The sequence below is a fragment of the Ruegeria sp. ABF4_144 genome, from assembly GCF_056160045.1.
This window is the reverse complement of sequence record NZ_JBSWWK010000001.1, coordinates 1,170,955-1,194,339: the sequence shown is the minus strand read 5'-3', so window position 1 is coordinate 1,194,339 and position 23,385 is coordinate 1,170,955. Positions and strand designations below refer to the sequence as shown.

27 protein-coding genes and 1 tRNA gene are annotated in these 23,385 nt (G+C 59.3%); 14 read left to right on the top strand and 14 right to left on the bottom strand.

The genetic code is table 11. From position 1 onward, the window contains the following. Position 1 precedes the first annotated feature (1 nt). The 8 genes from ACXAGD_RS06190 to ACXAGD_RS06155 all read right to left on the bottom strand — a co-directional run bounded on the left by ACXAGD_RS06190 (position 2) and on the right by ACXAGD_RS06155 (position 6,694). Positions 2-169, bottom strand: coding sequence for a hypothetical protein (locus tag ACXAGD_RS06190; protein WP_475209102.1), 168 nt, complete (start codon positions 167-169; stop codon positions 2-4). A 177-nt stretch (positions 170-346) separates the two neighbouring features. Further along, the gene (locus ACXAGD_RS06185; RefSeq protein ID WP_475209101.1) at positions 347-1,024 is read right to left on the bottom strand and encodes a haloacid dehalogenase type II; all 678 of its coding nucleotides are present in this window, start codon (positions 1,022-1,024) and stop codon (positions 347-349) included. Between the two features lie 59 nt (positions 1,025-1,083). Continuing rightward, positions 1,084-2,361, bottom strand: a complete 1,278-nt coding sequence (gene eno / locus ACXAGD_RS06180) for a phosphopyruvate hydratase (RefSeq protein ID WP_475209100.1) — start codon at positions 2,359-2,361, stop codon at positions 1,084-1,086. A 145-nt stretch (positions 2,362-2,506) separates the two neighbouring features. After that, a complete protein-coding gene (locus ACXAGD_RS06175) occupies positions 2,507-3,388 on the bottom strand; it encodes a DMT family transporter (RefSeq protein WP_475209099.1) in 882 nt (293 codons plus the stop codon). A gap of 137 nt (positions 3,389-3,525) precedes the next feature. After that, entirely contained in the window at positions 3,526-3,939 is a 414-nt protein-coding gene (locus ACXAGD_RS06170) for a Fur family transcriptional regulator (protein WP_170325197.1), read from the bottom strand. 55 nt (positions 3,940-3,994) lie between these two features. Beyond that, complete coding sequence (locus ACXAGD_RS06165; protein ID WP_475209097.1) at positions 3,995-4,723, bottom strand: endonuclease/exonuclease/phosphatase family protein; 729 nt, start codon at positions 4,721-4,723, stop codon at positions 3,995-3,997. 42 nt (positions 4,724-4,765) lie between these two features. After that, complete coding sequence (locus tag ACXAGD_RS06160) at positions 4,766-5,128, bottom strand: cupin domain-containing protein (protein ID WP_475209096.1); 363 nt, start codon at positions 5,126-5,128, stop codon at positions 4,766-4,768. A 147-nt stretch (positions 5,129-5,275) separates the two neighbouring features. Then, positions 5,276-6,694 carry a protein adenylyltransferase SelO gene (locus ACXAGD_RS06155; RefSeq protein ID WP_475212510.1) on the bottom strand — a complete coding sequence of 473 codons (1,419 nt, stop codon included), beginning with the start codon at positions 6,692-6,694 and terminating at the stop codon, positions 5,276-5,278. A gap of 87 nt (positions 6,695-6,781) precedes the next feature. Between ACXAGD_RS06155 and ACXAGD_RS06150 the strand changes: the two genes are divergently transcribed. Both ACXAGD_RS06150 and ACXAGD_RS06145 read left to right on the top strand, forming a co-directional pair. After that, on the top strand, positions 6,782-7,201 hold the full coding sequence (locus tag ACXAGD_RS06150) for a cupin domain-containing protein (protein WP_475209095.1): 420 nt from the start codon (positions 6,782-6,784) through the stop codon (positions 7,199-7,201). Positions 7,202-7,204: 3 nt separating this feature from the next. Then, positions 7,205-8,095, top strand: a complete 891-nt coding sequence (locus tag ACXAGD_RS06145) for a fatty acid desaturase (protein WP_475209094.1) — start codon at positions 7,205-7,207, stop codon at positions 8,093-8,095. Here the strand turns inward: ACXAGD_RS06145 and ACXAGD_RS06140 are convergent. Continuing rightward, a complete protein-coding gene (locus tag ACXAGD_RS06140) occupies positions 8,061-9,185 on the bottom strand; it encodes an anhydro-N-acetylmuramic acid kinase (RefSeq protein ID WP_475209093.1) in 1,125 nt (374 codons plus the stop codon). The genes ACXAGD_RS06145 and ACXAGD_RS06140 overlap by 35 nt on opposite strands. Positions 9,186-9,396: 211 nt before the next feature. On the opposite strand from ACXAGD_RS06140, the gene ACXAGD_RS06135 reads away from it, so the two are divergent. Continuing rightward, positions 9,397-10,662, top strand: coding sequence for an MFS transporter (locus tag ACXAGD_RS06135; RefSeq protein WP_475209092.1), 1,266 nt, complete (start codon positions 9,397-9,399; stop codon positions 10,660-10,662). Positions 10,663-10,752: 90 nt separating this feature from the next. Then, positions 10,753-12,000, top strand: coding sequence for a tyrosine--tRNA ligase (gene tyrS, locus ACXAGD_RS06130; protein ID WP_475209090.1), 1,248 nt, complete (start codon positions 10,753-10,755; stop codon positions 11,998-12,000). Between the two features lie 86 nt (positions 12,001-12,086). On the opposite strand, the gene ACXAGD_RS06125 is transcribed toward tyrS, so the two are convergent. Beyond that, the gene (locus ACXAGD_RS06125; protein ID WP_475209088.1) at positions 12,087-13,022 is read right to left on the bottom strand and encodes a hypothetical protein; all 936 of its coding nucleotides are present in this window, start codon (positions 13,020-13,022) and stop codon (positions 12,087-12,089) included. Positions 13,023-13,232: 210 nt separating this feature from the next. Between ACXAGD_RS06125 and ACXAGD_RS06120 the strand changes: the two genes are divergently transcribed. After that, a complete protein-coding gene (locus tag ACXAGD_RS06120; protein ID WP_475209087.1) occupies positions 13,233-13,988 on the top strand; it encodes a 3-hydroxyacyl-CoA dehydrogenase in 756 nt (251 codons plus the stop codon). Between the two features lie 9 nt (positions 13,989-13,997). Then, complete coding sequence (locus ACXAGD_RS06115; protein WP_475209086.1) at positions 13,998-14,543, top strand: sugar O-acetyltransferase; 546 nt, start codon at positions 13,998-14,000, stop codon at positions 14,541-14,543. Here the strand turns inward: ACXAGD_RS06115 and ACXAGD_RS06110 are convergent. The 3 genes from ACXAGD_RS06110 to ACXAGD_RS06100 all read right to left on the bottom strand — a co-directional run bounded on the left by ACXAGD_RS06110 (position 14,540) and on the right by ACXAGD_RS06100 (position 17,698). Next, the gene (locus ACXAGD_RS06110) at positions 14,540-16,348 is read right to left on the bottom strand and encodes an ABC-F family ATP-binding cassette domain-containing protein (RefSeq protein WP_475209085.1); all 1,809 of its coding nucleotides are present in this window, start codon (positions 16,346-16,348) and stop codon (positions 14,540-14,542) included. The two genes, ACXAGD_RS06115 and ACXAGD_RS06110, sit on opposite strands and share 4 nt — an antisense overlap. A gap of 41 nt (positions 16,349-16,389) precedes the next feature. Next, the gene (locus ACXAGD_RS06105; protein ID WP_475209084.1) at positions 16,390-17,124 is read right to left on the bottom strand and encodes a GNAT family N-acetyltransferase; all 735 of its coding nucleotides are present in this window, start codon (positions 17,122-17,124) and stop codon (positions 16,390-16,392) included. 97 nt (positions 17,125-17,221) lie between these two features. Then, positions 17,222-17,698 carry an outer membrane protein assembly factor BamE gene (locus ACXAGD_RS06100; protein ID WP_475209083.1) on the bottom strand — a complete coding sequence of 159 codons (477 nt, stop codon included), beginning with the start codon at positions 17,696-17,698 and terminating at the stop codon, positions 17,222-17,224. Positions 17,699-17,783: 85 nt separating this feature from the next. On the opposite strand from ACXAGD_RS06100, the gene ACXAGD_RS06095 reads away from it, so the two are divergent. The 8 genes from ACXAGD_RS06095 to ACXAGD_RS06060 all read left to right on the top strand — a co-directional run bounded on the left by ACXAGD_RS06095 (position 17,784) and on the right by ACXAGD_RS06060 (position 23,156). Continuing rightward, the gene (locus ACXAGD_RS06095; RefSeq protein ID WP_475209082.1) at positions 17,784-18,320 is read left to right on the top strand and encodes a YceD family protein; all 537 of its coding nucleotides are present in this window, start codon (positions 17,784-17,786) and stop codon (positions 18,318-18,320) included. Between the two features lie 206 nt (positions 18,321-18,526). Then, the gene (gene rpmF, locus ACXAGD_RS06090; protein ID WP_008756996.1) at positions 18,527-18,733 is read left to right on the top strand and encodes a 50S ribosomal protein L32; all 207 of its coding nucleotides are present in this window, start codon (positions 18,527-18,529) and stop codon (positions 18,731-18,733) included. Between the two features lie 23 nt (positions 18,734-18,756). Continuing rightward, positions 18,757-19,845, top strand: a complete 1,089-nt coding sequence (gene plsX, locus ACXAGD_RS06085; protein WP_475209081.1) for a phosphate acyltransferase PlsX — start codon at positions 18,757-18,759, stop codon at positions 19,843-19,845. A 21-nt stretch (positions 19,846-19,866) separates the two neighbouring features. After that, a complete protein-coding gene (locus ACXAGD_RS06080; protein WP_475209080.1) occupies positions 19,867-20,838 on the top strand; it encodes a beta-ketoacyl-ACP synthase III in 972 nt (323 codons plus the stop codon). 96 nt (positions 20,839-20,934) lie between these two features. Beyond that, positions 20,935-21,237, top strand: a complete 303-nt coding sequence (ihfA, locus tag ACXAGD_RS06075) for an integration host factor subunit alpha (RefSeq protein WP_008755922.1) — start codon at positions 20,935-20,937, stop codon at positions 21,235-21,237. Positions 21,238-21,255: 18 nt separating this feature from the next. Then, positions 21,256-21,876, top strand: a complete 621-nt coding sequence (locus ACXAGD_RS06070; protein ID WP_475209079.1) for a MerR family transcriptional regulator — start codon at positions 21,256-21,258, stop codon at positions 21,874-21,876. A gap of 62 nt (positions 21,877-21,938) precedes the next feature. Beyond that, positions 21,939-22,015: transfer RNA gene (locus ACXAGD_RS06065), tRNA-Pro, on the top strand. A gap of 61 nt (positions 22,016-22,076) precedes the next feature. Next, positions 22,077-23,156: a 2'-deoxycytidine 5'-triphosphate deaminase gene (locus ACXAGD_RS06060; protein ID WP_475209078.1), complete on the top strand. Its 1,080-nt coding sequence runs from the start codon at positions 22,077-22,079 to the stop codon at positions 23,154-23,156. Positions 23,157-23,186: 30 nt separating this feature from the next. Here the strand turns inward: ACXAGD_RS06060 and ACXAGD_RS06055 are convergent, their stop codons facing one another. Next, positions 23,187-23,363, bottom strand: coding sequence for a hypothetical protein (locus tag ACXAGD_RS06055; RefSeq protein WP_475209075.1), 177 nt, complete (start codon positions 23,361-23,363; stop codon positions 23,187-23,189). Positions 23,364-23,385: the final 22 nt, after the last annotated feature.

The following is a 23,385-nucleotide window of genomic DNA, read 5'->3' as shown; positions in this document are numbered from 1 at the left end:
CCTACCGGGATTCACCGCGGAAGACGTAAGTGGGCATTCCCATCTCCTGAACAGGATCACTCGCAGACACCGGATCACCGGTGATTGGGTAAGTGCCCGGCCCTGCACAGGCCGCCAAGAATACAGTGCTGATCACTGAAGCTACGAGAAGGAATTTTGAACCAGTCATGGTGTTCTCCTTTCTGTAATGCAGCCAGATTACGTCAGCTCAATCTGAGACAAATAGGAAAAAGTTCACACATAAGGTCATTTATGTCGTAAAAAATTCCAATTTTGGAATAATTAACTGCCTTTTGAGCACGTTAGAGAATTTAATTACTTTGTGATTTTTGGGCCCCAGCCCGTACTAACCAAGTCTGAAGGCGAGATCTGCAAAGTCTTCGGCGACGATATCCCAGTTTCCTTCAGCCTTCAGGTCATGGGTTTGGGACGGCCCATGCTCAGTTGGGCGGGCCACAAAAGCAGTTTTCAAACCCGCCTGCCGGGCTGCGTATAGGTCATCGTTATGAGCAGCGACCATCATGACCTGATCGGGCGGCAGACGCAGCGCGGCACAACTGGCAAGATAGACTTGCGGCTTGGGTTTGTAATCCCGGGCGATTTCGGCCCCAAGAATGCAGTCCCATGGAAGACCGCCGTACTTGGCAAGCCGGGTCATCAGCGCAATAGATCCGTTGGAGCACGGCGCGATGATCCTCTTGTGCTTCAACACCTGCAACCCCGGTACCACGTCGGGCCAAGGGTCCAGCCTTTCCCATGCCGCCGTCAGATCGACAGGGTTCGAAACGGTGACACCAAAGCGGGTGGCGACGACCTCAAGGTTTTCCCGGTGCAGATCGTCCAGAGGCACATAGCCCCTGCCCCCTTCGCGGATTGCAGCCATGGAAGGGTCGTACTCTGCCCGCCACGCATCGGCGAATTCCAGAGCGTCCAGATCAGGAAGAACCGCCGCCACTTCACGCGCCATGGAACTGCGCCAGTCAACGCAGGTACCAAAAACGTCAAAGATCAACGCTTCTACCATGACCTGGCCCTTATCCTGTCAAGCCCTGCCCGGTGTTAGGCAGGGCTGTTCGTGCCGGATTAGCGCTTCAGGATCGAAGCCCCGGCATATTCCGCGACCTCACCCAGCGATTCCTCGATGCGGATCAGTTGGTTGTACTTGGCCAACCGGTCCGACCGCGCCAGCGAGCCGGTTTTGATCTGACCGCAATTGGTTGCCACGGCCAGATCGGCAATCGTGGCATCCTCAGTCTCGCCCGAGCGGTGCGACATGACGTTGGTATAGCGCGCACGGTGCGCCATATCTACGGCCCGCAGGGTTTCGGTCAGCGAACCGATCTGGTTCACCTTGACCAGCATCGAGTTGGCACAGCCGTTTTCGATCCCCTGAGCCAGACGTTCGGGGTTGGTCACAAACAAGTCGTCGCCTACCAGTTGCACCTTGTCACCCAGCATATCGGTCAGGGCGCGCCAACCGTCCCAGTCATCCTCGGACATGCCGTCTTCGATCGAGATGATCGGATAGTCGTTGACCAGTGCTGCCAGATAGGCCGCGTTTTCGTCCGAGGTCAGGCTTTTGTTTTCACCCGACAAAACGTATTTGCCGTCCTTGAAGTACTCGGTCGCAGCACAATCCAGCGCCAGGTGGATTTCTTCACCGGGTTTATAGCCTGCCTTTTCGATGGACTTCAGGATGAAATCCAGCGCTTCGCGGGTCGAGGCGATGTTCGGGGCAAAGCCGCCCTCGTCGCCAACACCGGTGGCCAAACCGGCCGCCGAGAGTTCTTTTTTCAGTGTATGGAAGACTTCGGACCCCATGCGCACCGCCTCGCGGATATTCGCGGCCGAGGTCGGCATGATCATGAATTCCTGAATGTCGATCGGGTTGTCGGCGTGCTCACCACCGTTGATGATGTTCATCATCGGTACCGGCAGAACGCGGGCTGAGGTGCCGCCGACATAGCGGTACAGGGGCTGTGTGGTAAAATCGGCCGCCGCCTTGGCGGTCGCCAGCGAGACACCCAGAATGGCGTTTGCACCCAGACGGCCCTTGTTCTCGGTCCCGTCCAGTTCGATCATCGCCCCATCGATGGCAACCTGTTCGGTCGCGTCGAAGCCCACCAGTTCTTCAGCGATCTCACCGTTCACAGCGGCGACGGCTTCCAGCACGCCCTTGCCCATGTAGCGGCTTTTGTCGCCGTCACGCTTTTCCACCGCTTCATAGGCACCGGTTGACGCACCCGAAGGCACGGCGGCACGGCCCATGGTGCCGTCTTCTAGGATCACGTCCACTTCGACCGTCGGGTTGCCCCGGCTATCCAGAATTTCGCGTGCGTGAATGTCGATGATGGTGCTCATGAGGCCCGTCCCTGTGGCTGAAATCAGTTGCACGCCTCATAGCATCACAGGGTAAAAAGTAAACCGGTCATGTTATCGCTAACACGCACATAATCGGAGCTTTAGGGCTAACAGGTTCCTGTTTGCGCCAACGTGCGACGATCCGTCAGGCCGTAAGCGCCAGTTCTCGGGCCAGCTTGCGTTCGCGAATAAAGGTGTACATGCCCGACCCCATGATCAACGCCGCTCCGGCGAAGGTCAGAAAATCAGGACGTTCACCAAACATCAGCATCCCCGCCATGATCGAAAAGATCAGCCGCGTATAGCGGAATGGCATCAGGGCCGAAGCCTCGCCGATCCGCATGGCGGTGACGATGCCGTAATACCCAAGCACACCAAATCCGACGGCACCGATGTACGGGCCAATCTGCGCCGATTGCAGCGGAATAACGGGTTGCGCAGTAAACACCATCAGCGCCAAACCTGACACAGCCACAGCAAAATAGGCCTGCAGAGCCACCACCGATGACGCAACCCGCGGATCTAGCTTGCGGGTGATCAGGTCGCGCGCGGCAATGGCAATCACGGTCGCTACAACGTACAGAGAGTCTGGCTGAAACCCTTCGAACCCCGGTCGAATGATCATCAGAACGCCGATGAAGCCTAACCCGACGGCGCTCCAACGCCGCCAGCCGACCTTTTCGCCCAGAAACAGCGCCGCGCCCATGGTGACGGCCAGTGGCATTGCTTGGAACACCGCGGCCACCGTGGACAGGTCTACCAGCGACAGGGCGGTGACGAAGGTCAGCGCCCCAACCATCTCGGTCGCGGCGCGGGCCAGCGGCAAGGGTTGCCAGGCCACGGGATCAAGGATGCGTTTGCGGGTGGCCACGGCCAAAACCGCGAACAGAAAGCCGCAGACCACTCCCAGAACAACCATGATCTGGCCGGTCGGCACAGTAACCGACAGCAGCTTGATGAACATGTCCTCAAGTGCAAAAGCCGCCATCGCGCCGACGACCAGCAAAATGCCGTTTACGTTGTTCATGGTCATTTCCGTAAAATCTCGCGGCCTTATTCGCCGCCCCTTACGTCACCCAATACGCAAGACACCGGTTCAGGCAAGTATTATCAGGCCGGAATACATGATTTCGCGTGAGCCTGACCTTCGCGATCTGTGATGGATCAATCCTGATCCAGCGGCACGCCGTACAGTTCCAGCCGGTGCCCTTTCAGCTTATAGCCCAGCTTGGCCGCGATTTTTTCCTGCAACGCTTCGATCTCGGGGTCGACAAATTCGATGACCTCACCCGATTGCATGTCGATCAGGTGATCGTGGTGGTCACGCTCGGCATCTTCATAGCGCGCGCGACCGTCACCGAATTCCAGACGTTCCAGAATCCCGGCCTCTTCGAACAGTTTCACTGTGCGATAGACGGTGGCGATGGAAATCCCCGAATCCACTTCGGACGCACGGGAATAAAGCTCCTCCACATCCGGGTGATCTTCGCTTTGTTGCAAAACCTGCGCGATAGTGCGGCGTTGGCCGGTCATGCGCAGACCTTTGGCTTCGCAACGGGCGATGATCGTATCGGACATGAGTGATCCCCAGAGTAGTTCGGGTTTCTGTCTTAATACGTCTGGACGGCTGGCGCTACCGGGGAATTGCGGTTTCCTGCGCCACCCGCAAATCGGCCCAGATCGGCAGGTGGTCCGAGGCAATATGCGCCGGCCGCGCGTCGTGGACGCCATGCACCACAGCCTCAAGCCCCGCGCCCAGCGCGATGCGGTCCAACGCCCCCAACGGCTGTGCGGCCGGGAAGCTGGGCATGGGGGGCAGAAAGCGCATGTCTGGGGCCAGATGGTCCAGCACCGGTTGACGCGACCATTCGTTGAAGTCCCCGGCCCAGACGGTAGGCATCTGGTCCAAGTCGTCGTCAAAACGGCGGATATGCGTGATCTGCTGGCGCCGGGACGCAGGCAACAGACCCAGATGCATCCCCATCACACGCAGCGGCCCGATATGCGTGTCGAACTCTACCCGTACCGCGCCTCTCGGCTCCAATCCCGGCAGGTCGTGGTGATCGGTCTGCCGTACCCGGATCGCATCGCCGCGCCAGATCACGGCGTTGCCGTGCCAACCCAGACTTCCCGCCCCGCCCAGATCAACGATCTGCCAGCCGGCCTCATCCAACATGAAATGCGGCAAGGCTGCGGGCCGCGGTGGCAGGCGCTTGTCAGCCTCTTGCAACACGACGATATCAGCCTTCATGCTGTCAATGACCTGCATGATGCGCTGCGGTTGCCGGCGGAAATCAAGACCAACACATTTCTGGATGTTATAGCTGGCGATACGCAGGGTTGAGCTTTGGGTCATAGACATCCTTTGATTGGCAATGTGCGATCCTCGGCAACCCGGCTTTTCTCAAAACTGCGTAACCATCAAATTGACGGGCTCACCCCCTTCGGCGGATGAGGCATGACCCGTTCCGGTGACATCTTCTGCCCAAAACAAATCGCCGGCGGCAAAGTCGCGAATTTCACCGGACCCCGCCTGAACGCGAAACGTCCCCGACAGCACCGTCGCAAGCTGCCGTTCAGGAGAGCGGTGCTGAACCCCCTTCCAGCCTGCGGGCAATGTCAGAAACACAAAGCGCGATGCGTCAAACGTGCCTGATACATGGAATGGCGCTGCGGGCGGGGCAAAAGTCTTGAGTTCAAGATCGACCTCCCGGTCCTCGAAATACGAAACACCGTTTTCGTCTTCCAGCAGTAAGGCGTAGCGCATGATGTGCCCCCTAAATCAATTCCGAGTATTCGCCTTGAACACCCATTATGCAGCATTCTTTGTGGATGGTAAGCTGTAGGGCCACTTAACCAGACACTTTTCATTTCCAGAGGCCTCACGCGCCCATGTTTTAACTTTTGGCGGTCTCTACGTCCCGCAGAACGTCGCGTGGACCACTTCATTTTCGGTCGGGGGATAAGTTAGGTCGACCGCCTCGGGCTGATCTTCATAAGGTCGGGCCAGAACCGTGGTCAAACGATGGAACGGGGCATAGTCGCCCTGAACGGCGGCCTGTATCATCTGCTCGATCCGGTGGTTGCGCGGTATGAAGGCGGGGTTGGCGGCGTTCATCACCGCCTGCGGGTCTTGTTCCCGTTCCAGCCGAGCCGCCCAGCCGACGGCCCAAGCGTCAAAGGCCTCGGGCGTCAGGAACTGGTCGCGTGCCTTGTTGCCGCCCAGCGCTCGGAAAGTATTGGTGAAATCGGCGCGGTTCTCAGCCATACGGGTTAACAGGTCGGTGAGCAGGGCTTCGTCTCCGTCCTCCTCGGTGGTCAGGCCGATCTTGGCGCGGAATCGCCTCTGCCATTCCTGGTGGATCAGACCCGGCATGGCGTGCACGATCTCGGTCGCTTCTTCGACCGCAGCCTCGGGGTCATCGACTTGCTGGATCAGTGAGGTCGCCAGTTGCGCCAGATTCCACACCGCGATGTCCGGCTGATTGGAATAGGCGTAGCGCCCCATGCGATCGATCGAGCTGTAGACAGTATTCGGGTGATAGCTGTCCATGAAGGCGCAGGGTCCATAGTCAATGGTTTCCCCGGCAATCGAGCAATTGTCGGTATTCATCACCCCATGGATGAAACCCACACTCATCCACTGAGCAATCAACCGCGCCTGTACATCCCGCACCGCGCGCAGCAGGCCCATTGGCCCATTGGCGTCCGGATAGTGGCGCGCAATGGCGTAATCCGTTAATTTCCGAAGGTTCTCGAGCTGACCTCGCCCCGCAAAGACCTGAAACGTCCCTACCCGCAGATGGCTTTGCGCCACGCGGGTCAGTACTGCGCCGGGCATTGGCCCTTCACGCAGAACAATCTCTCCGGTCTCAACCGCCGCCAAAGCACGTGTGGTGGGGATGCCCAGCGCGTGCATCGCCTCGGACACGACGTATTCGCGCAGCACAGGCCCCAGCCAAGCCCGACCATCGCCCCTGCGGCTGAACGGAGTCGGGCCAGAGCCCTTCAGTTGGATATCCCGCCGAATGCCATCGGTGCCGATCGTCTCACCCAGCAGAACCGCGCGCCCGTCACCCAGCTGAGGGTTATAGCTGCCGAACTGGTGCCCTGAGTACAGCTGCGCAATCGGCTCGGCCCCATCAGGCAGCGTGTTCCCAGCAAAAGCCTCAGCCATTTCCTGCACTTCACCGGGAGTGATTCCCAAGATTCGCGCCAATTCATCGTTGAACGCCACCAGTCGCGGTGCGCGCACAGGTATTGGCGCCTGCCGCGCATAAAAGCTGTTGGGAAGCCGGGCGTAGCTGTTGTCAAAGGGGATCGTCAGAGTCATGTCGCAAACATATTGCTGAAACACACGAATACCATAGCGGATCGCACCCCTGCGTGCATAATCGCGACAAACAACATCGAGGCCCCAATGACCGCGCAAGAGATCATCGACCATCTGAACCTGACCCAACACCCCGAAGGTGGCTGGTTCCGCGAAACATGGCGTGCGGATAACGAAGGCCGTGCCACAGGCACCTCCATTTATTTCCTGCTGCAAGCGGGAGAACGCAGCCACTGGCACCGTGTCGACGCGACCGAGATCTGGCTGTACCACGCCGGAGCCCCGCTGACCCTGTCGCTCAGCGCAACGGATGACGGACCTGCAACGGACCACCTTCTGACCCCGGACCTGACCAAAGGTGCACCGCAAGTGATCGTGCCCGAGAACCACTGGCAATCGGCGCAAACGACGGGAGATTACACTCTGGTCAGCTGCACCGTTTCACCTGGGTTCGAGTTCGAAGGGTTCGTTCTGGCCGAGCCGGGTTTTGAGATCGCGCGGGAATGACGAATGGATCACCGCGAGGTAATAACGTCTATCCCGCCCGATGCCAAAGACAGCCTGCAAAGGCGGTCTAACAGCGCCGGTCTTAGGCACCTTGCGCTTTACATTGCGGTGCTGGCGGCGACATCCACTTGCATCGCGACCAAAGTCCCGCTTTGGCCCTTGTTTATCCTGCCACAGGGCATCCTACTGGTTTTCCTGTTCACCCTCAGCCATGAATGCACACACAAAACGCCATTTCGCAGCGGTTGGCTGAACGATGTGATAGGGCATCTGGTTTCAATCCCAATTGCCTTACCCTTTACGTGGTTTCGGTATTTTCATCTGGCCCATCACAAATGGACCAATCATCCGGAAAGAGATCCTGAACTTGCGGGAAAACCACGACCAGAGGTTTGGTCTGAGCTGCTTATCTATCTAAGCGGCTGGCCTTATTGGAAAGGAATGGCAAAAGTTTTGGCGGCGAACGCAGTGGGCAGGATTGATGCGCCCTACCTTCCAGCCCGCCAACACCGTGCAATGCGCGTTGAAGCTCGCCTGTTGTTGGGGCTTTATGCCTTCGCTGGCATCAGCCTGATGTATTCGCCGCTTCTGTTCTGGTTATGGATTATTCCGGTTCTGGTTGGTCAGCCGCTCCTGCGCCTTTACCTGCTGGCCGAACACGGGCTTTGCCCGCCAATCGCCAACATGCTTGAGAACTCTCGCACGACTTACACAAACCGCTTCATTCGGTTTCTGGCCTGGAACATGCCATACCATGCCGAACACCATGCCTTTCCCAACGTGCCGTTTCACCAGTTACCCGCCTTGCACGACTGGACGCGGTCGCATTTGAAATCGACTTCTGATGGTTATTCAGAATTCACCGCAGACTACTTGAACTCCCTACAGCGCTAAGCACACCGCCCCCGACCAGCGCCTTAACTCCGGTCGTACCCGGGCATGAGGTCGGCAGGCCGCGCGCCACCCGCACGGCCAGATAGGCAAAGGCCTGCGCCTCGAGCATGTCTCCGTCCAGACCCACGTCCTCGACCGGTTCGACCGGGCAATCGAGCGATACGCGTAGCATCTCCATCAGCACCGGGTTGTGGCGCCCGCCTCCGGTCACCAACACGCGCGCGGGCGGTTTCGGGCAGTGCTCCATCCCCTGCACCACTCCCGCTGCGCACATGCCTGTCAGGGTCGCAACGGCGTCGGCGTCCGAGAGCTCCTGCACCAGCCCGATCATCTCGGCAAAGTCATTTCTGTCCAGCGATTTGGGCGGCATCCGGGTAAAGAACGGTTCGGCCAGAAACAGCTCGAGCGCCCCGGTCTCAACCGTGCCGCCCCGCGCGACTGCGCCGTCCCGGTCCATCGGCAGGCCAAGCCGGGCCTGCATCAGATCATCCACCGGCGCGTTTGCAGGACCAGTGTCGAAGGCCAGCAACGCGCCGGGCTGTTCTGGCCCGTCAAAACTGGGGTCTACATAAGTCAGGTTCCCGACGCCGCCGAGGTTCAGGAAACACAGCGGCTCAGACGCGCCGATCCACTTGGCGCAGGCAAAGTGGAAAAACGGTGCCAGCGGAGCGCCCTCGCCCCCCATGGCCACATCATCGCTGCGGAAATCCCACACGACCGGAACGCCCAGCGCCTGCGCCAGCCCCTTACCGTCGCCCACCTGCAAAGTTCCCCGCCCGCTTGGCTCATGCGCCAGGGTCTGGCCATGGAACCCAATCAGGTCGACTTCTTCAAACTCCGACAGCGCCTCGGCATGGGCAAAGGTCACCAGTTCGGCCGCCTTGTCTACAGCAGGACCATGCCATTGGCCAAGGGCTGCGCGCAGATCGGCGCGCTCGGCGTCGGAATAGGCGCGATAACCGCTGGGTCCAAAGCCGATGATCCGGTGCCCGTCAGTTTCGACTACGGCCGTATCCACACCGTCCATCGATGTGCCAGACATAGCACCAAGGGCCTTGATCGGCCCGCCTTTCCTGATCGCCCGGTTCACGCTCACCTCTTGTGTTTATTGGCGTCGGCACTCCGACGCAGCGCGCCAAACCTGCACGGTTCACGCAGGCCAAGGCAAGTCAGAACGCACGTTCAACGCGTATTTTTGACGCCACCTGAGTGCCTGCAACCACATCGCATATACCGGGACAGTTGCACGAAAGCGCGGCCTGAGTAACCATTGCAGGCATCTGCATGCCGAACGGACAACCATGACGGACACACAGACACCCAAACAACCCGACGAGGGGCGCAATTACCAGTTGATCTTTTGGTCCGGGTCACTGGCGACGATTGGCGGGCAGTTGGTGAACCCCAATTTGGTGCTGCCGTTCCTGTATCTGGCCCTGGGGGCGCCGACCTTCTTTGCGGGACTGCTGCTGCCCTTCGTGACAGGATCGCGACTGATCGCCGAGATCTTCATGTCGCCGTTCATCAACCGGGTCACCCGCGCAAAGCTGGCGGTCTATGTGCCCAACATCCTGACGGCCGCGATTCTCGCGATCGTGGCCCTGTTCGCGACCGATCTGCCCAATGTGATGATCGTACTGCTGTTCCTGACAACTGCTTTGATCATGGGGCTGTGTCAGGGCATCACCAGCCTGGGCACCAGCCAGATTTACGGCATTTCCGTCCCCAATGAGAAACGCAACCGGATGGTGTTTGCGCAGGCCACGATCTCAGGCACTCTGGCCATCCTTGTTGTCTGGATAACCCGAGACCTTCTGGCCTCGGACCAGCCCATGCAACGCCACATTGTTGTCCTGTGGTGCGGAGTCATTGCCATGTTCGCCGCTGGCGTCAGCTTTGCCGGTGTGCGCCTGTTGGAAGAGGAGCAGGCCCGCGCACCCGCTCCGAAGGCGAAGCCGAAGCCGCTGGCCGAGCTGGCAACCGGATTCAAAACCGGCATGGCCTATGGGTGGTATCGCAAGTTCCTGACCGCCCGGCTGATCTTTGTCTCGGTGGAATTGGCGATGCCGTTCTACACGATCCACGCCGCGACCTTTCACGTCGGAACCAAACACTCGCTGAGCTATTTCGTCATGGCGGCCAGTCTTGGGATGGTGCTGGGTTCAATCATCTGGGGCTGGCTCAGCGGGCGGATCTCGGTCAAGCCGGTGATGTGGTTGGGATGCCTGATCTCTGCCGTTTCAGCCATCATGGCGCTGGCCTTCACCTTCATGGGCTATGCGCAGAATGTCTGGATCTATGCGCTGATCATTCTGCTGCTGTCGCTGGGCGGGAATGGCGTGATTTACGGGCGCTACCTCTACATCATCGAAATGACGTCGGAAAAAGAGCGCCCGTATCTCGTTGCCCTCGGAGATGTGAGCGCCGGACTGGTCGGCATGGTCTTTGCTGCGATCCTTGGCGCGGTGGCACATATGCACGATCCGGTGACCCCGATCATAGCGCTGGCGGTGCTGAACGTGATCGCGATGCTCTATGCCTTCCGCCTGCCCCCGACCAAAAGCTGACGTCGCCGCGTTTTCCTTTAAAAGGTGCCTTTTCCTTGTGGAAAGCGACGCCTATACAGTGCCCCGCAACTTCAACCCAAAGGGCACGCTATGACCTACCATCCCAAATCGGATTTCATCGCCACGATGATCGAGCGCGGCTTTCTCGCCGACTGCACCGATTATCAGGGCCTTGACGAAGCGCTGATGAGTGGATGCAAGCCGGCCTATATCGGGTTTGATGCAACGGCCAAGTCGTTGCATGTGGGCAGCCTGATCCAGATCATGATGCTGCGCTGGTTCCAGAAAACCGGCCACCAGCCGATCACCCTGATGGGCGGCGGCACCACCAAGGTGGGTGACCCGTCGTTCCGCGCGGATGAACGCCCCCTGCTGGGCCCCGAACAGATCGACGAAAACATCGCTGGCATCAAAAAGGTCTTCTCGGCCTATATCGACTATGACACCGACGCCGAAAACAAGGCGCTGATGCTGAACAATGCTGAATGGTTGGACGGTCTGAACTACCTCGATTTCCTGCGCGATATCGGGCGGCATTTCTCGGTCAACCGGATGCTTTCGTTTGAATCCGTGAAATCGAGGCTGGATCGCGAGCAGTCGCTGAGCTTCCTCGAGTTCAACTACATGATCCTGCAAGCCTACGACTTCCTTGAGCTGAACCGCCGCTACGGCTGTGTTCTGCAGATGGGCGGATCGGATCAATGGGGCAACATCGTCAACGGTATCGACCTGACCCGCCGCGTGCTGGATCATGAGATTTACGGCCTGACCTCACCCTTGCTGACCACCAGCGACGGCAAAAAGATGGGCAAGTCTCAGGACGGTGCGGTCTGGCTGAATGCCGATATGCGTTCGCCCTATGAATTCTGGCAGTTCTGGCGCAACACTACGGATGCAGATGTGGGTCGGTTCCTGAAGCTCTACACCGAAATGCCGGTCGACGAATGCGATCGTCTGGGCGCTCTGCAAGGGTCCGAGATCAACGAGGCCAAAATTCGTCTTGCCAATGAGGTAACCACGCTCGCTCACGGCGCCCAAGCCGCGGCAACTGCCGAAGCGACCTCACGTGAAGTGTTCGAACGGGGTGGCGTGGGCGGTGATCTGCCCACTTTGACACTGGACGAAGCGGATCTGCCTGCATCAATTGTGCAGCTGCTGGTGAAATCGGGCCTTGCTAAATCTGGCAAAGAGGCAAAGCGCTTGATCGCCGAGAACGGCGCCAAGCTGGATGACGCGCCGCTGACCGATGCAGGGCTAATGATCGACGCGGGCGCACTGTCGTCTCCGATCAAGCTGAGCGCGGGCAAGAAGCGTCACGCGCTGGTGCAGCTGGGCTGATCGATACCCGAATCCAAGAACATGACGGCCACCCGATTGGGTGGCCGTTTTCATTTTCCGCATAGCGGTTTCAGACCTCGGCAGGTTTAGCGTTTGCCACCGTGGCCTCCTTTGCCACCACCTTTACCGTCGCCACCTTTGCCGCCGCCGTGGCCTCCTTTACCGTCACCGCCTTTGCCTCCGCCGTGACCTCCTTTTCCGCCACCTTTGCCGTCACCGCCTTTGCCACCACCGTGGCCGCCGTTTCCGCCGCCATTGTTGCCGCCGTTTCCGCCGCCATTGTTGCCGCCGTTTCCGCCACCGTTGTTACCGCCGTTTCCACCGCCGTTGTTGCCGCCGTTCCCGCCACCATTGTTGCCGCCGTTCCCGCCACCGTTGTTGCCGCCGTTTCCGCCGCCGTTGTTGCCGCCGTTTCCACCGCCGTTGTTGCCGCCGTTTCCACCGCCGTTGTTGCCGCCGTTTCCGCCGCCGTTGTTGCCACCGTTACCGCCGCCACCGCCGTTGCCGGGATCGCCACCACCGTTACCGGGGTCGCCTCCGTCACCAGGATCGCCGCCATCACCCGGGTCACCGCCGTTACCGGGATCACCGCCGTCACCAGGATCGCCGCCATCACCGGGGTTTCCGCCCCCGCCTCCACCACCCGAACCCGTACCCGAGTCGTTTCCGTTATCCGTGTCAAACCCCGCAAACTGATCATTACTGCGCGCCTCACCCGGATTTCCCGTCGCGCTGATTGAGCCGGTCGGCTGGTCCGTCAGCAATGCAGCCAACCCCGGGCACTGAGCGGTTGTATTGCGCAACGTTGCCGGGAAATCCTGCCGCGTTTGCAGACGTTTCAAAAAGCTGGGTGTGACCTGCTGACAATCGCACATCGTCTGATAGTCCCCGCGATTTGCAGCATCCCGCGCCGTTTTCCAGTTGCACACCTCAGGTGCAGCAGCGGCGCTGCTGGCGGCCATCACTGTCAGAAACGGTGCTGTCACCAGCGCTGGAATTCCAAACTTCAAACTCTTAACCATTACGATTGTCTCCTTGCACAACACCCTGTGAGTGCGTCATTTCGCCTAATCTCGATTTGAGACCCGCGCATTAAGCAAGCCTAAAGGTCTTCTGAGAAACGCTTGAGAAACGCTCGAAATCCCGGAAAACAGGCGTCAAAAATAATGGACATCGCCTAAATCGTCAGATTAACTGAACGTATGTTCATATCCTTAGGGGAAGAAACCGTCATGCAATTGTCCACCACGGCCGCAATAATCACCGGCGGCGCTTCGGGTCTGGGTGAGGCCACCGCCCGCCATTTTGCAAGCCAAGGCGCGCAGGTCACCATTCTGGATCGCGACGCTGAACGCGGCGTACAGGTTGCGTCAGAAATCGGCGGCCAATTCGCGGAAACGGATGTGACAGACGAGGCTTCGGTCGCAGCGGCGGTTGCGTACGCAACAGACAAAATGGGCCGGATCACAGCTGCCGTGAACTGTGCTGGCATTGCCTATGGAATCAAGACGGTCGGCAAGGACGGCCCCCACCCTCTGGACGCGTTCCAGCGGACCATCGACATCAATCTTGTTGGAACCTTCAACGTCTCGCGTCTTGCGGCAGCCAAGATGGCCAAAAACGAGCCCGAACCGGACGGTGCGCGTGGGGTGATCATCAACACCGCCTCGATTGCTGCGTTTGACGGGCAAAAGGGTCAGGCGGCCTATGCGGCCTCAAAAGGCGGCGTAGTCGGAATGACGCTGCCTATGGCGCGCGATCTGGCCTCGACCGGGGTTCGTGTGATGACCATCGCGCCGGGCATTTTCATGACCCCGATGCTGGCAGGTCTGCCCGAAGAGGTGCAGCAGCAACTGGCCGCCGACGTTCCCAACCCGGCCCGTTTAGGCGACCCGAGCGAATATGGGCGGCTGGCCGGGTTCATCGTCGAAATGGGCTACCTGAACGGAGAGGTCATCCGTATCGACGGTGCCCTGCGGATGCGGTAAGTCTGGCCCATGACCGAGCGGGAGAAAATGCAGTCCGGGCAGTGGTATTGCTGTCTGGACCCGGAACTGGACGCCCTGCGCGCGCAGGCCCGCCGCGCGGTTCATGCGCATAACACCTGCCTGCCAGATAGACGCGGAGCGATGGCACCGGAATTGCGGGACCTGTTCGCCGATGCCGGGCGCAACTGTTTTCTCGAAGCCCCGTTCCACTGCGCTTATGGGATGAACATCCACCTCGGCGCGCGGGTGTATTTCAACGCCGGTTGCGTGGTTCTGGACACCGCGCCGGTGCGGATTGGAGATGATACGATGTTCGGCCCGCACGTCCAGATCTATTGCGCCCAGCATGCTAAGGACCCGACTGAGCGGGCGCAGGGGCTGGAAATCGGTCTGCCGGTGACACTTGGCCGGAATGTCTGGGTTGGCGGAGGTGCCATCCTGATGCCAGGCATCACTATTGGTGGCAACGCAACCATCGGCGCAGGCAGCGTCGTGACCAAAGATGTCGCGGCCGGTAAAACCGTGGTGGGTAACCCTGCCCGTCCGTTGCCCTAAGCGCCCTCGGCCTTCTCTTCCAGTGTCAGCCACTCTTCCTCGGCGGCAGCCAGTTTTTCCTGCCGCTCGACCAAAGCATCGGTCGCTTTCTGGAACTTGATGGGTTCACGGGTAAAGAGTTCAGGGTCAGACATGAGTTCTTCAAGCTTGCCGATCTCAGCCTCAAGGCGTTCGATCTCGGCCGGCAGTTTCTCAAGCCGGTGTTTTTCCGAGAAGGACAGGCCGGATTTTTGCTGAGCCTCTTGCTTTACCTTCGGCTTGGAAGGTTTTGTTTTCTCTTCTTTCTTCGGCAGAAGCACGCCGCGCTGCGCGATATAGTCCGACCAGCCACCGGCATAAACGGTGGCGCGGCCGTTGCCCTCCATCGCGATGGTCGTCGTGGCGACTCGATCCAGAAAATCCCGGTCGTGGCTGACCAGCAGAACGGTGCCGTCATAGTCGTCCAGCAACTCCTGCAGCAGATCCAGCGTCTCCACATCCAGATCGTTGGTCGGTTCATCCAGCACCAAAAGGTTCGAGGATTTGGCCATCAATTTGGCCAACAGCAATCGGGCTTTTTCACCGCCTGACAGGGATTTAACAGCCGCTCTTGCCTGCCGTTCGTCGAACAGGAATTCCTTGAGGTAGCCGACCACATGCTTAGGCTGACCGCCAACCATCACCTGATCGGCCTTGCCCGAGACCCGCATCTCGGGGTCGCCGGTAAGGCTGTCCCACAAGCTCATTTCGGGGTCCAACTGCGCGCGGGTCTGGTCAAACACCGCAACCTCAAGGTTGGTGCCCAGTGTTACCGAGCCTTCATCCGGTTGCTCCTGCCCCAGCAACATCTTCAACAGGGTCGTTTTGCCCACACCGTTGGGGCCGACAAAGGCCACGCGGTCGCCGCGCTGCACTAACAGATCAAAGTTCCGAACGATCTGCTGCGTGTCAAAAGACTTGGCCAACCCCCTGGCTTCAATCACCTTTCGCCCGGATTTAGGCCCGGCCTCTAGCGTCATGGCGGCCGAGCCCTGACGTTTGATCTGCGCGGCCTTCTCAGCCCGCAAGGCCTGCAGCGCGCGCACCCGACCCTGATTGCGTTTGCGGCGGGCGCTGATGCCTTCGACGGCCCATTTAGCCTCGGACTTGATCAGTCGGTTCAGCTTGTGGCGTTGTTGATCTTCTTCGTCCCAAACCTTGTCACGCCAAGCTTCAAAGGCATCAAACCCCTGTTCTTGCCGCCGTACCATACCGCGGTCGATCCACAGCGTCGCGCGGGTCAGCGCGCGCAAAAACGCGCGGTCGTGCGAGATCAGCACGAATGCCGCACGGGTCGATCCCAATTCGCGTTCAAGCCACGCGATGGCCTCGATATCCAGATGGTTGGTCGGTTCGTCCAGCAGCATCAGGTCCGGTGCCTCGGCCATCAGCTTGGCCAGTGCCGCCCGTCGCCGTTCCCCGCCCGAAGCAGTTTCGACCGCGCGCGAGGGATCAAATTTCAGCCCTTCACCGGCACGTTCGACCTTATAAAGTTCACCCTGCTCCAACCCACTGGAGGCATAGTCGCCCAACGTGGCGAACCCTGCCATCGTTGGGTCTTGCTCCATATAACCGACGGACTTGCCCGGGGGCACCACGATGTCGCCGTGATCGGGCTCAACCAGACCCGCCATCACTTTCATCAGGGTCGATTTACCGGACCCGTTCCGCCCCACCAGCGCCACACGGTCGCCGGGTTGGACCACCAGATCAAGCTCGGAAAACACCGGATCGCCCCCGAAAGTCAGGGAAATGTCGGACATCTGCAACAAAGGAATTCTCGCCATGCCCGCCAGCTAAACCGGCAAGGCCAAGGCGTCAACGGCGATTACCCTGCAACCGCCCGCAGCAGACGTTTCCTTGCCGGGGGAATCGCACTGATCTCGAGCCCGGTGAAGACATGCAACGTATTCATATGGCGGTCGACCACAGCATGATCGCTGACCCAACCGCCCATCATCAGATAGGTCCGCAGCAACGGCGGCATCCGCAGCATTGCCTTTTTCACATCCGGCTTTCGACGCAACCGCGCGGCAAACCGGAACACGTTTGGAGCCTTCACCCGAGGCAGCCAGCGTTTCGGCGCCAAATGCCGGTGCTTGAGCATGGCAAACGCGTCGAGGTAATCCTCGGTCTCGGTTCCGGCGAATGAGGAACAGCCAAACAGCATCTCAACGCCGTTCTGATCTACGTACGCTGTCATCGCACCCCAGGCGACGCGCAGAATATCCGGGTCGGTCCAGTCAGGGTGGACGCAAAATCGACCCATCTCGACCATCCGCCCCTTGAAACCTTGCAACGCCGAAAGGTCGTAGAACTGCGCAGAATAGCTGCGGGTTACTTCGGCACCGTTTTCCATAGTCAGCATACGGAAGCAGCAGACCAACTGCCCGCCTTCGCGCATGTCTTCGACCAAGATATGAGCGCAGACCGGGTCAAAGTCATCCCGATCGGTCTGATCTGTACCGAAAGCCAACGTACGCAACCTCTGCGCAGCCGCCACATCCTGCGACGATTGCGCCAGCCGGGCGCGATAACGGCCTCTACCTAGCATTAGTGCCATGGTCGCATCCTCCGCGGTTGCTGACCCGTTGCGTCTTGCTGCGTCACTATCACATCATGTGTGACTGCCATGTGACCATAGCAAGGTATGGCATTCTTTACTGCGATGCGCCGGGGATATTGGCCGGGTTGAAGTTGCCGATGTTACCCAACAGCTGGCGGATAAAGCCCTGACCCTGAATGGTCGATTCGGTAATGCGGCGGTCCAGCGTTACGACGATGCCGTCCTCAAGCCCAAACCGCTCGATGTTCCGAACGACGCCCCGGTCATCAAAGCTGATCGCGACCAACTCGCGCGAGACGACTTCGGGTTTCTTGGGACCATAGTGGCGAATACGAGACCGCACGTAGTAAAAGCCGGAATCACGCACCACACCGGATGAACTTGGTGCGCCAACGGCTTCCATCACACTGTCGCGGGTGTCGACGCCAACCTTGATCTCAGCCAAGTCTTCAGGCGGCGGGATGTATCCGTGATTCTTGTAGACGGGCGTACACGCGCTGGCTGCTGCCAGACAGGCCGCAAAGACAAGCGTTCTGGACGCCGGTTTCAACCTGTTCACAACCTTCAACATTCACACCCTCTTGCCTTGGCCCCGTGCGGGCCCTATCCGCTTACATCAAACCGCAGCCCCGGTTCAACACAGGAAAGGGTCACGAATGAGCAACCAGACATCTCTGCGGGTGGCCGACCTGCCTCAGAACGCAGCCACCCCCTTTGACTTGCGCCCGGAAAGCAAGGCGCTGGAGGCAATCCGGGACGATCTTGGCCTGCTTGGCCTGCGCAAACTCAGCTTTGTGGGTGACGTTAGGGCACAAGGCAAACGTGACTGGGCGCTGAACGGAAAACTGGGTGCAACGGTGATTCAGCCCTGCGTGGTGACGCTGGAGCCTGTGACCACCCGTATCGACATCCCCGTCACGCGGGTCTTTGTTGCCGACTGGGTCGATCCCGAAGAGCCCGAGTTCGAAATCCCTGAAGGCGACGAAACAGAACAGCTTGGCACCGAGATCGATCCGGCACTTGTGATGATCGAGGCTCTGTCGCTCGCCCTGCCCCAATACCCACGTAAAAAAGGGGCTGAACTGGACCAGGCAGACTTTACCGAGCCGGGCAAACAGGCGATGACAGACGAAGACGTCAAGCCGTTTGCCGGGTTGGCAGGATTGCGCGACGCGTTGAAAAAAGACGAGTGACATAGGTCTGTTTTCCTGTCATAGCAGGCGCTCAGAAAAATCGCTTGAACATGTCGAGAATCGCAGTATTTTCGCGCGCTCATCGGAATTTGGGTTGGACAACGTGGGGCTCGTACCCTAAACGCGCGTCAAACCACGAGAAAAACGAAGAATGAAACCCGGTCGGCGGCGAATCTGCTGACCCTCAGTAGACAAAGGTTGAGACCATGGCCGTCCAACAGAACAAAGTTTCCAAGTCGCGTCGCAACAACCGCCGCGCACACGACGCTCTGGTTGCTGCAAACCCGAACGAATGCCCCAACTGCGGTGAGCTGAAGCGCCCGCACCACGTCTGCGCGTCCTGCGGCCACTATGACGACCGTGAAGTCGTCGCTCAGGCCGACGAAATCGACCTGGACGAAGACGCGGCCTAAGCCTTTAAAAGCGCAGGCAAGGCATGACTGAACAGCCCACGCAGGCCGGACGGATTACCATCTCGGTTGACGCTATGGGCGGAGACTCGGGGCCCGCAACTGTGGTTGCGGGCATTGCCAAATCGGCAAACAAGAACCCCGATATCGCATTTGTCCTGCACGGGCCTGAACAGGTTCTGCGCAAACTTGTCGCCAAACGGCGTGTCCTGCAGGGGCGCGTCGTTTTTCGTGATTGCCCCGACGTGGTCACGATGGAAGACAAGCCCAGCCAGGTTGTTCGCAACGGCAAGCAGACCTCGATGTGGTCGACGCTGGAATCGGTGCGCAAGGGCGAGGCCCATGGGGCCGTCTCGTGCGGTAACACCGGCGCGTTGATGGCGCTGTCGATGATGCGGTTACGCAAACTGCCGGGTGTGAACCGCCCGGCGATTGCGATTCTGTGGCCGTCGCGCAACCCGCAGGGGTTCAACGTGATGCTGGACGTGGGTGCTGATGTGCGCGCCGACGCCAAGGATCTGCTGCAATACGCGCTGATGGGTGCCTCTTATGCCCGCAACGGCATGGCACTGGAACGTCCGCGTATCGGCCTGCTGAATGTAGGCACCGAAGAACACAAAGGACGGGCCGAACTGAAAGAAGCCCACGCGATGATCGCGGATTTCGCAGAGCAGGCGAATTTCGATTTCGTTGGCTTTGTCGAAGGCAGCGACATTCCTGGTGATAAAGCTGATGTGATTGTCACAGATGGATTTACTGGCAACGTTGCGATCAAGACCGGCGAAGGCACGGCCAGTCTAATCGGCGACCTGCTGCGCGAGGCGTTCAAATACTCGCCCCTGTCGCGTCTGGCCTCAGTCCTGGCAATTACCTCGCTAAATCGCCTGAAAAAACGTATCGATCCGCGCCGTGTGAATGGCGGAGTTTTCCTTGGCCTCAACGGAACCGTGGTCAAATCACATGGTGGCGCCGATGCCACCGGAGTCTCAGCGGCAGTCAAACTGGCCTTTACGCTGGCCCAGTCTGGCTTCGCCGAAAAATTGGCGGCACGGGTTGCATCAACAGCCGAGCTTGCACAAGATGCCGCCCACACGCCGCCAAAGGCCGGCGAATAACAAAAAAGGCAGTACCCAAGCATGGCAGGCCGTTCAGTTGTCGTAGGTGTCGGACATTATTTGCCAGAGCGCGTCGTTCCGAATTCCGAGTTTGAAAAGACGCTCGATACAACGGATGAGTGGATCAAAACCCGCTCGGGGATCGAACGCCGCCATTTTGCTGCCGATGACGAGACCACTTCGGATCTGGCCACCAATGCGGCCAAGGCCGCGCTGGCCGATGCTGGCCTGACGGCCGACGATATCGATGCGATCGTTGTGGCAACCTCGACCGCTGATTTGACCTTCCCGTCTGCGGCCACCATGGTTCAGGCGCAGTTGGGCATGACCAAGGGCTTTGCTTTTGACGTTCAAGCCGTTTGTGCCGGATTTGTCTTTGCGCTCAGCAATGCCAATGCGTTGATCCTGTCGGGTCAGGCCAAACGGGTTCTGGTCATCGGGGCCGAGACTTTCTCGCGAATCATGGACTGGACCGATCGGTCGACCTGCGTGCTGTTCGGCGATGGCGCCGGTGCGCTGGTACTGGAACTGCAGGAAGGTGAAGGCACGTCCGACGATCGCGGCATTCTGGCCACCGACCTAAATTCAGACGGCCGTTACAAGGACCTGCTGTATGTGGATGGCGGTGTATCGACCCAATCGACCGGCCATTTGCGGATGCAGGGCAATCAGGTTTTCCGCCATGCCGTTGAAAAACTGGCGAAAACTGCGGAAACCGCGCTGGAGGCCGCAGGCCTCGGCAGCCCTGATGTAGACTGGATCGTGCCGCATCAGGCCAATATTCGCATCATTCAGGGCACTGCCAAGAAAATGGGCCTGCCGATGGATAACGTGGTCGTCACCGTGCAGGACCACGGCAATACATCGGCCGCGTCTATTCCGCTGGCGCTGTCGGTTGGTAAACAGCGCGGCCAAATCAAACAGGGTGACCTGATCGTGACCGAGGCGATCGGCGGTGGTTTGGCCTGGGGTGCGGTTGTCCTGCGCTGGTAACCGGCGCAAAACGGCTTACACACAGGCCTGCAATTCATTGATATTGACAGTGAAATTGCCTCCACCATATTCTGTGGTATCAACAGGGGAAATGGTATGGGCGATAAAACACTGACCCGAATGGATCTGAGTGAGGCCGTCTTTCGCGAGGTTGGCCTGTCACGCAACGAAAGCGCACAGCTGGTCGAAAGCGTTCTGAACCACATGTCCGACGCACTCGTGCGCGGCGAACAGGTTAAGATTTCGTCTTTCGGAACCTTCAGCGTTCGGGACAAGACTGCCCGCATTGGCCGAAACCCAAAAACCGGTGAAGAGGTCCCGATTCAGCCTCGCCGGGTTCTGACGTTCCGCCCGTCGCACCTCATGAAGGATCGCGTCGCGGCAGGGAACCGCAAGTAAGGTCAGGACGGCACGGTCATGAGCAAGTCCCCCGACGCGTTTCGCACAATCAGTGAAGTTGCGGATTGGCTGGGCGTTCAGGCTCATGTCCTTCGATTCTGGGAAAGCCGTTTCAATCAGGTCAAACCGGTGAAACGCGCCGGCGGTCGGCGCTATTACCGGCCCAACGACATGCGGCTTCTGGGGGGCATCAAGAAACTGCTGCACGAGGATGGGATCACCATCAAAGGTGTTCAGCGCATTCTGCGCGAACAGGGCGTGGCCTATGTCGCGGCGCTGTCGCAGGGGCTGGACGAAGGGTCCGAGCCAGAGCCCCCAAAAAACGACAACGTTGTTGTTCCGTTCACGTCCAAACCTGCCCCGGCCAGCGAACAGATCAATCTGGACCTCGGCGATTCAGCCCCCGAACCCAAGCCTGTGAAAGCCGCAGAGACTCCGCAGGCAAAGCCTCCGGCACCGGAAAAGGTCGCGCCGAAACCCGCGCCGGAATATCTGGATGAAAGCCCTCTGCTGGGTGGAATCGCAACGCAGGCGTGGAATCGCACCGAATTTGACGACCAGTTGCTGAAACAGATCGCACCGGTTGCAAAGGATCTGCGCGCTGTTCTGAACCGCATTGAAAACCGATCGGCGGGATAAGAAAAAAAGGCGATGATTTCCTCTTGCCCCTGCCGGGAAAGTCTTTATGAACACCTCAACGTCGGGCTATGGCGCAGCCTGGTAGCGCGTCCGTCTGGGGGACGGAAGGTCGCAGGTTCGAGTCCTGCTAGCCCGACCAAATCACACCGACGTTTATGGCAGACAGGCCAGATCCCGCTCTGGCATCAGGGGGGATCGGAATGACAGGTGTATGCCCAAACCAGCAGATCGAAGGCATGATTACACGCGGTGAGATAACCGCGAGCCCTGAGATCATTCCCGCACAGGTTCAACCGGCCAGCCTTGATTTGAGACTAGGAACAGTGGCTTACCGAGTGCGTGCATCGTTTCTGGCAGGCGAAGGGCGCTCGGTCGCTGACCGGCTGGCCGAGTTTGAAATGCACCGTATCGACATTTCTGACGGCGCGGTTCTGGAAAAGGGCTGCGTTTATCTGGTGCCGTTGATGGAATCACTGGCCCTGCCCGCCAGCGTGACTGCCGTCGCCAACGCCAAAAGCTCGACCGGGCGGCTGGATCTGCTGACCCGCACCATCACCGATGGCGGCACCGAGTTTGACCGGGTGCCTGCGGGTTATACCGGGCCGCTTTATGCCGAGATCTGTCCCCGCTCCTTCTCGGTGTTAGTGCGCCCGGGGATGCGGCTGAACCAGATTCGGTTCCGCCAAGGTCAGGCGGTGCTCAGCGACGCGGAGCTGACCGCACTGCACAATGACTCGCCACTGGTCGATGGCCCGGCAGTGATTCAGGACGGCTTGGGCTTTTCGGTCGATCTGCAACTGCCCGACACCGATCTGGTTGGGTACCGCGCCAAGCCGCATACCGGCGTCATCGATCTGGACCGGATCGGAGAATACGACCCACAGGAATATTGGGAAGAGGTGCGCACCCGGGATGGTCGCATCATCCTGGACCCCGGTGCGTTCTATATCCTGGTCAGCCGCGAAGCCGTCCACATCCCCCCGATGTATGCTGCGGAAATGGCCCCTTATTTGGCAATGGTGGGCGAGTTCCGGGTGCATTACGCCGGTTTCTTTGACCCTGGGTTCGGCCACGCCGCAGCCGGTGGTGCCGGGTCCCGGGGCGTTCTGGAAGTACGCTGCCACGAAGCGCCCTTCGTGCTGGAACACGGACAGGTCGTCGGGCGGCTGGTGTATGAGAAAATGTCGGAAATGCCCACACAGCTCTACGGCGCGGGCATTGCATCAAACTACCAGGGACAGGGGCTGAAATTGTCCAAGCATTTCAGGGCAGTCGGCTAAGGTTCGGGCGTTCGCCGTACCAGCCTAAGCTCAACCCCGGTTATTGGTGTTTCCGCGACTCGTACCCGAGTCATCCTGACGGCGCGAAGGTTGATTGACCTTGCGCCCCATCTGACCGGCCACGTCAAACCCCTTGTTCACGCCCGTATTGACAAGGCGGCGCATAACCTGGCGCATGATCATGTTGATGATCTGATTGACGTTCATTGCTCAACTCCGTTTTCTGAGC

Coding starts and splice junctions, on each gene's coding strand:
- ACXAGD_RS06190 (WP_475209102.1), bottom strand. CDS start 169: ATGACTGGTTCAAAATTCCTTCTCGTAGCTTCAGTGATCAGCACTGTA.
- ACXAGD_RS06165 (WP_475209097.1), bottom strand. CDS start 4,723: ATGTCTATGACCCAAAGCTCAACCCTGCGTATCGCCAGCTATAACATC.
- ACXAGD_RS06125 (WP_475209088.1), bottom strand. CDS start 13,022: ATGGTTAAGAGTTTGAAGTTTGGAATTCCAGCGCTGGTGACAGCACCG.
- ACXAGD_RS06080 (WP_475209080.1), top strand. CDS start 19,867: ATGGCAGGCCGTTCAGTTGTCGTAGGTGTCGGACATTATTTGCCAGAG.
- ACXAGD_RS06185 (WP_475209101.1), bottom strand. CDS start 1,024: ATGGTAGAAGCGTTGATCTTTGACGTTTTTGGTACCTGCGTTGACTGG.
- ACXAGD_RS06105 (WP_475209084.1), bottom strand. CDS start 17,124: ATGGCACTAATGCTAGGTAGAGGCCGTTATCGCGCCCGGCTGGCGCAA.
- ACXAGD_RS06115 (WP_475209086.1), top strand. CDS start 13,998: ATGACCGAGCGGGAGAAAATGCAGTCCGGGCAGTGGTATTGCTGTCTG.
- ACXAGD_RS06070 (WP_475209079.1), top strand. CDS start 21,256: ATGAGCAAGTCCCCCGACGCGTTTCGCACAATCAGTGAAGTTGCGGAT.
- rpmF (WP_008756996.1), top strand. CDS start 18,527: ATGGCCGTCCAACAGAACAAAGTTTCCAAGTCGCGTCGCAACAACCGC.
- ACXAGD_RS06055 (WP_475209075.1), bottom strand. CDS start 23,363: ATGAACGTCAATCAGATCATCAACATGATCATGCGCCAGGTTATGCGC.
- ACXAGD_RS06110 (WP_475209085.1), bottom strand. CDS start 16,348: ATGGCGAGAATTCCTTTGTTGCAGATGTCCGACATTTCCCTGACTTTC.
- ACXAGD_RS06150 (WP_475209095.1), top strand. CDS start 6,782: ATGACCGCGCAAGAGATCATCGACCATCTGAACCTGACCCAACACCCC.
- ACXAGD_RS06145 (WP_475209094.1), top strand. CDS start 7,205: ATGGATCACCGCGAGGTAATAACGTCTATCCCGCCCGATGCCAAAGAC.
- ACXAGD_RS06155 (WP_475212510.1), bottom strand. CDS start 6,694: ATGACTCTGACGATCCCCTTTGACAACAGCTACGCCCGGCTTCCCAAC.
- ACXAGD_RS06170 (WP_170325197.1), bottom strand. CDS start 3,939: ATGTCCGATACGATCATCGCCCGTTGCGAAGCCAAAGGTCTGCGCATG.
- ACXAGD_RS06120 (WP_475209087.1), top strand. CDS start 13,233: ATGCAATTGTCCACCACGGCCGCAATAATCACCGGCGGCGCTTCGGGT.
- ACXAGD_RS06060 (WP_475209078.1), top strand. CDS start 22,077: ATGACAGGTGTATGCCCAAACCAGCAGATCGAAGGCATGATTACACGC.
- eno (WP_475209100.1), bottom strand. CDS start 2,361: ATGAGCACCATCATCGACATTCACGCACGCGAAATTCTGGATAGCCGG.
- ihfA (WP_008755922.1), top strand. CDS start 20,935: ATGGGCGATAAAACACTGACCCGAATGGATCTGAGTGAGGCCGTCTTT.
- ACXAGD_RS06095 (WP_475209082.1), top strand. CDS start 17,784: ATGAGCAACCAGACATCTCTGCGGGTGGCCGACCTGCCTCAGAACGCA.
- ACXAGD_RS06160 (WP_475209096.1), bottom strand. CDS start 5,128: ATGCGCTACGCCTTACTGCTGGAAGACGAAAACGGTGTTTCGTATTTC.
- ACXAGD_RS06175 (WP_475209099.1), bottom strand. CDS start 3,388: ATGAACAACGTAAACGGCATTTTGCTGGTCGTCGGCGCGATGGCGGCT.
- plsX (WP_475209081.1), top strand. CDS start 18,757: ATGACTGAACAGCCCACGCAGGCCGGACGGATTACCATCTCGGTTGAC.
- tyrS (WP_475209090.1), top strand. CDS start 10,753: ATGACCTACCATCCCAAATCGGATTTCATCGCCACGATGATCGAGCGC.
- ACXAGD_RS06135 (WP_475209092.1), top strand. CDS start 9,397: ATGACGGACACACAGACACCCAAACAACCCGACGAGGGGCGCAATTAC.
- ACXAGD_RS06100 (WP_475209083.1), bottom strand. CDS start 17,698: ATGTTGAAGGTTGTGAACAGGTTGAAACCGGCGTCCAGAACGCTTGTC.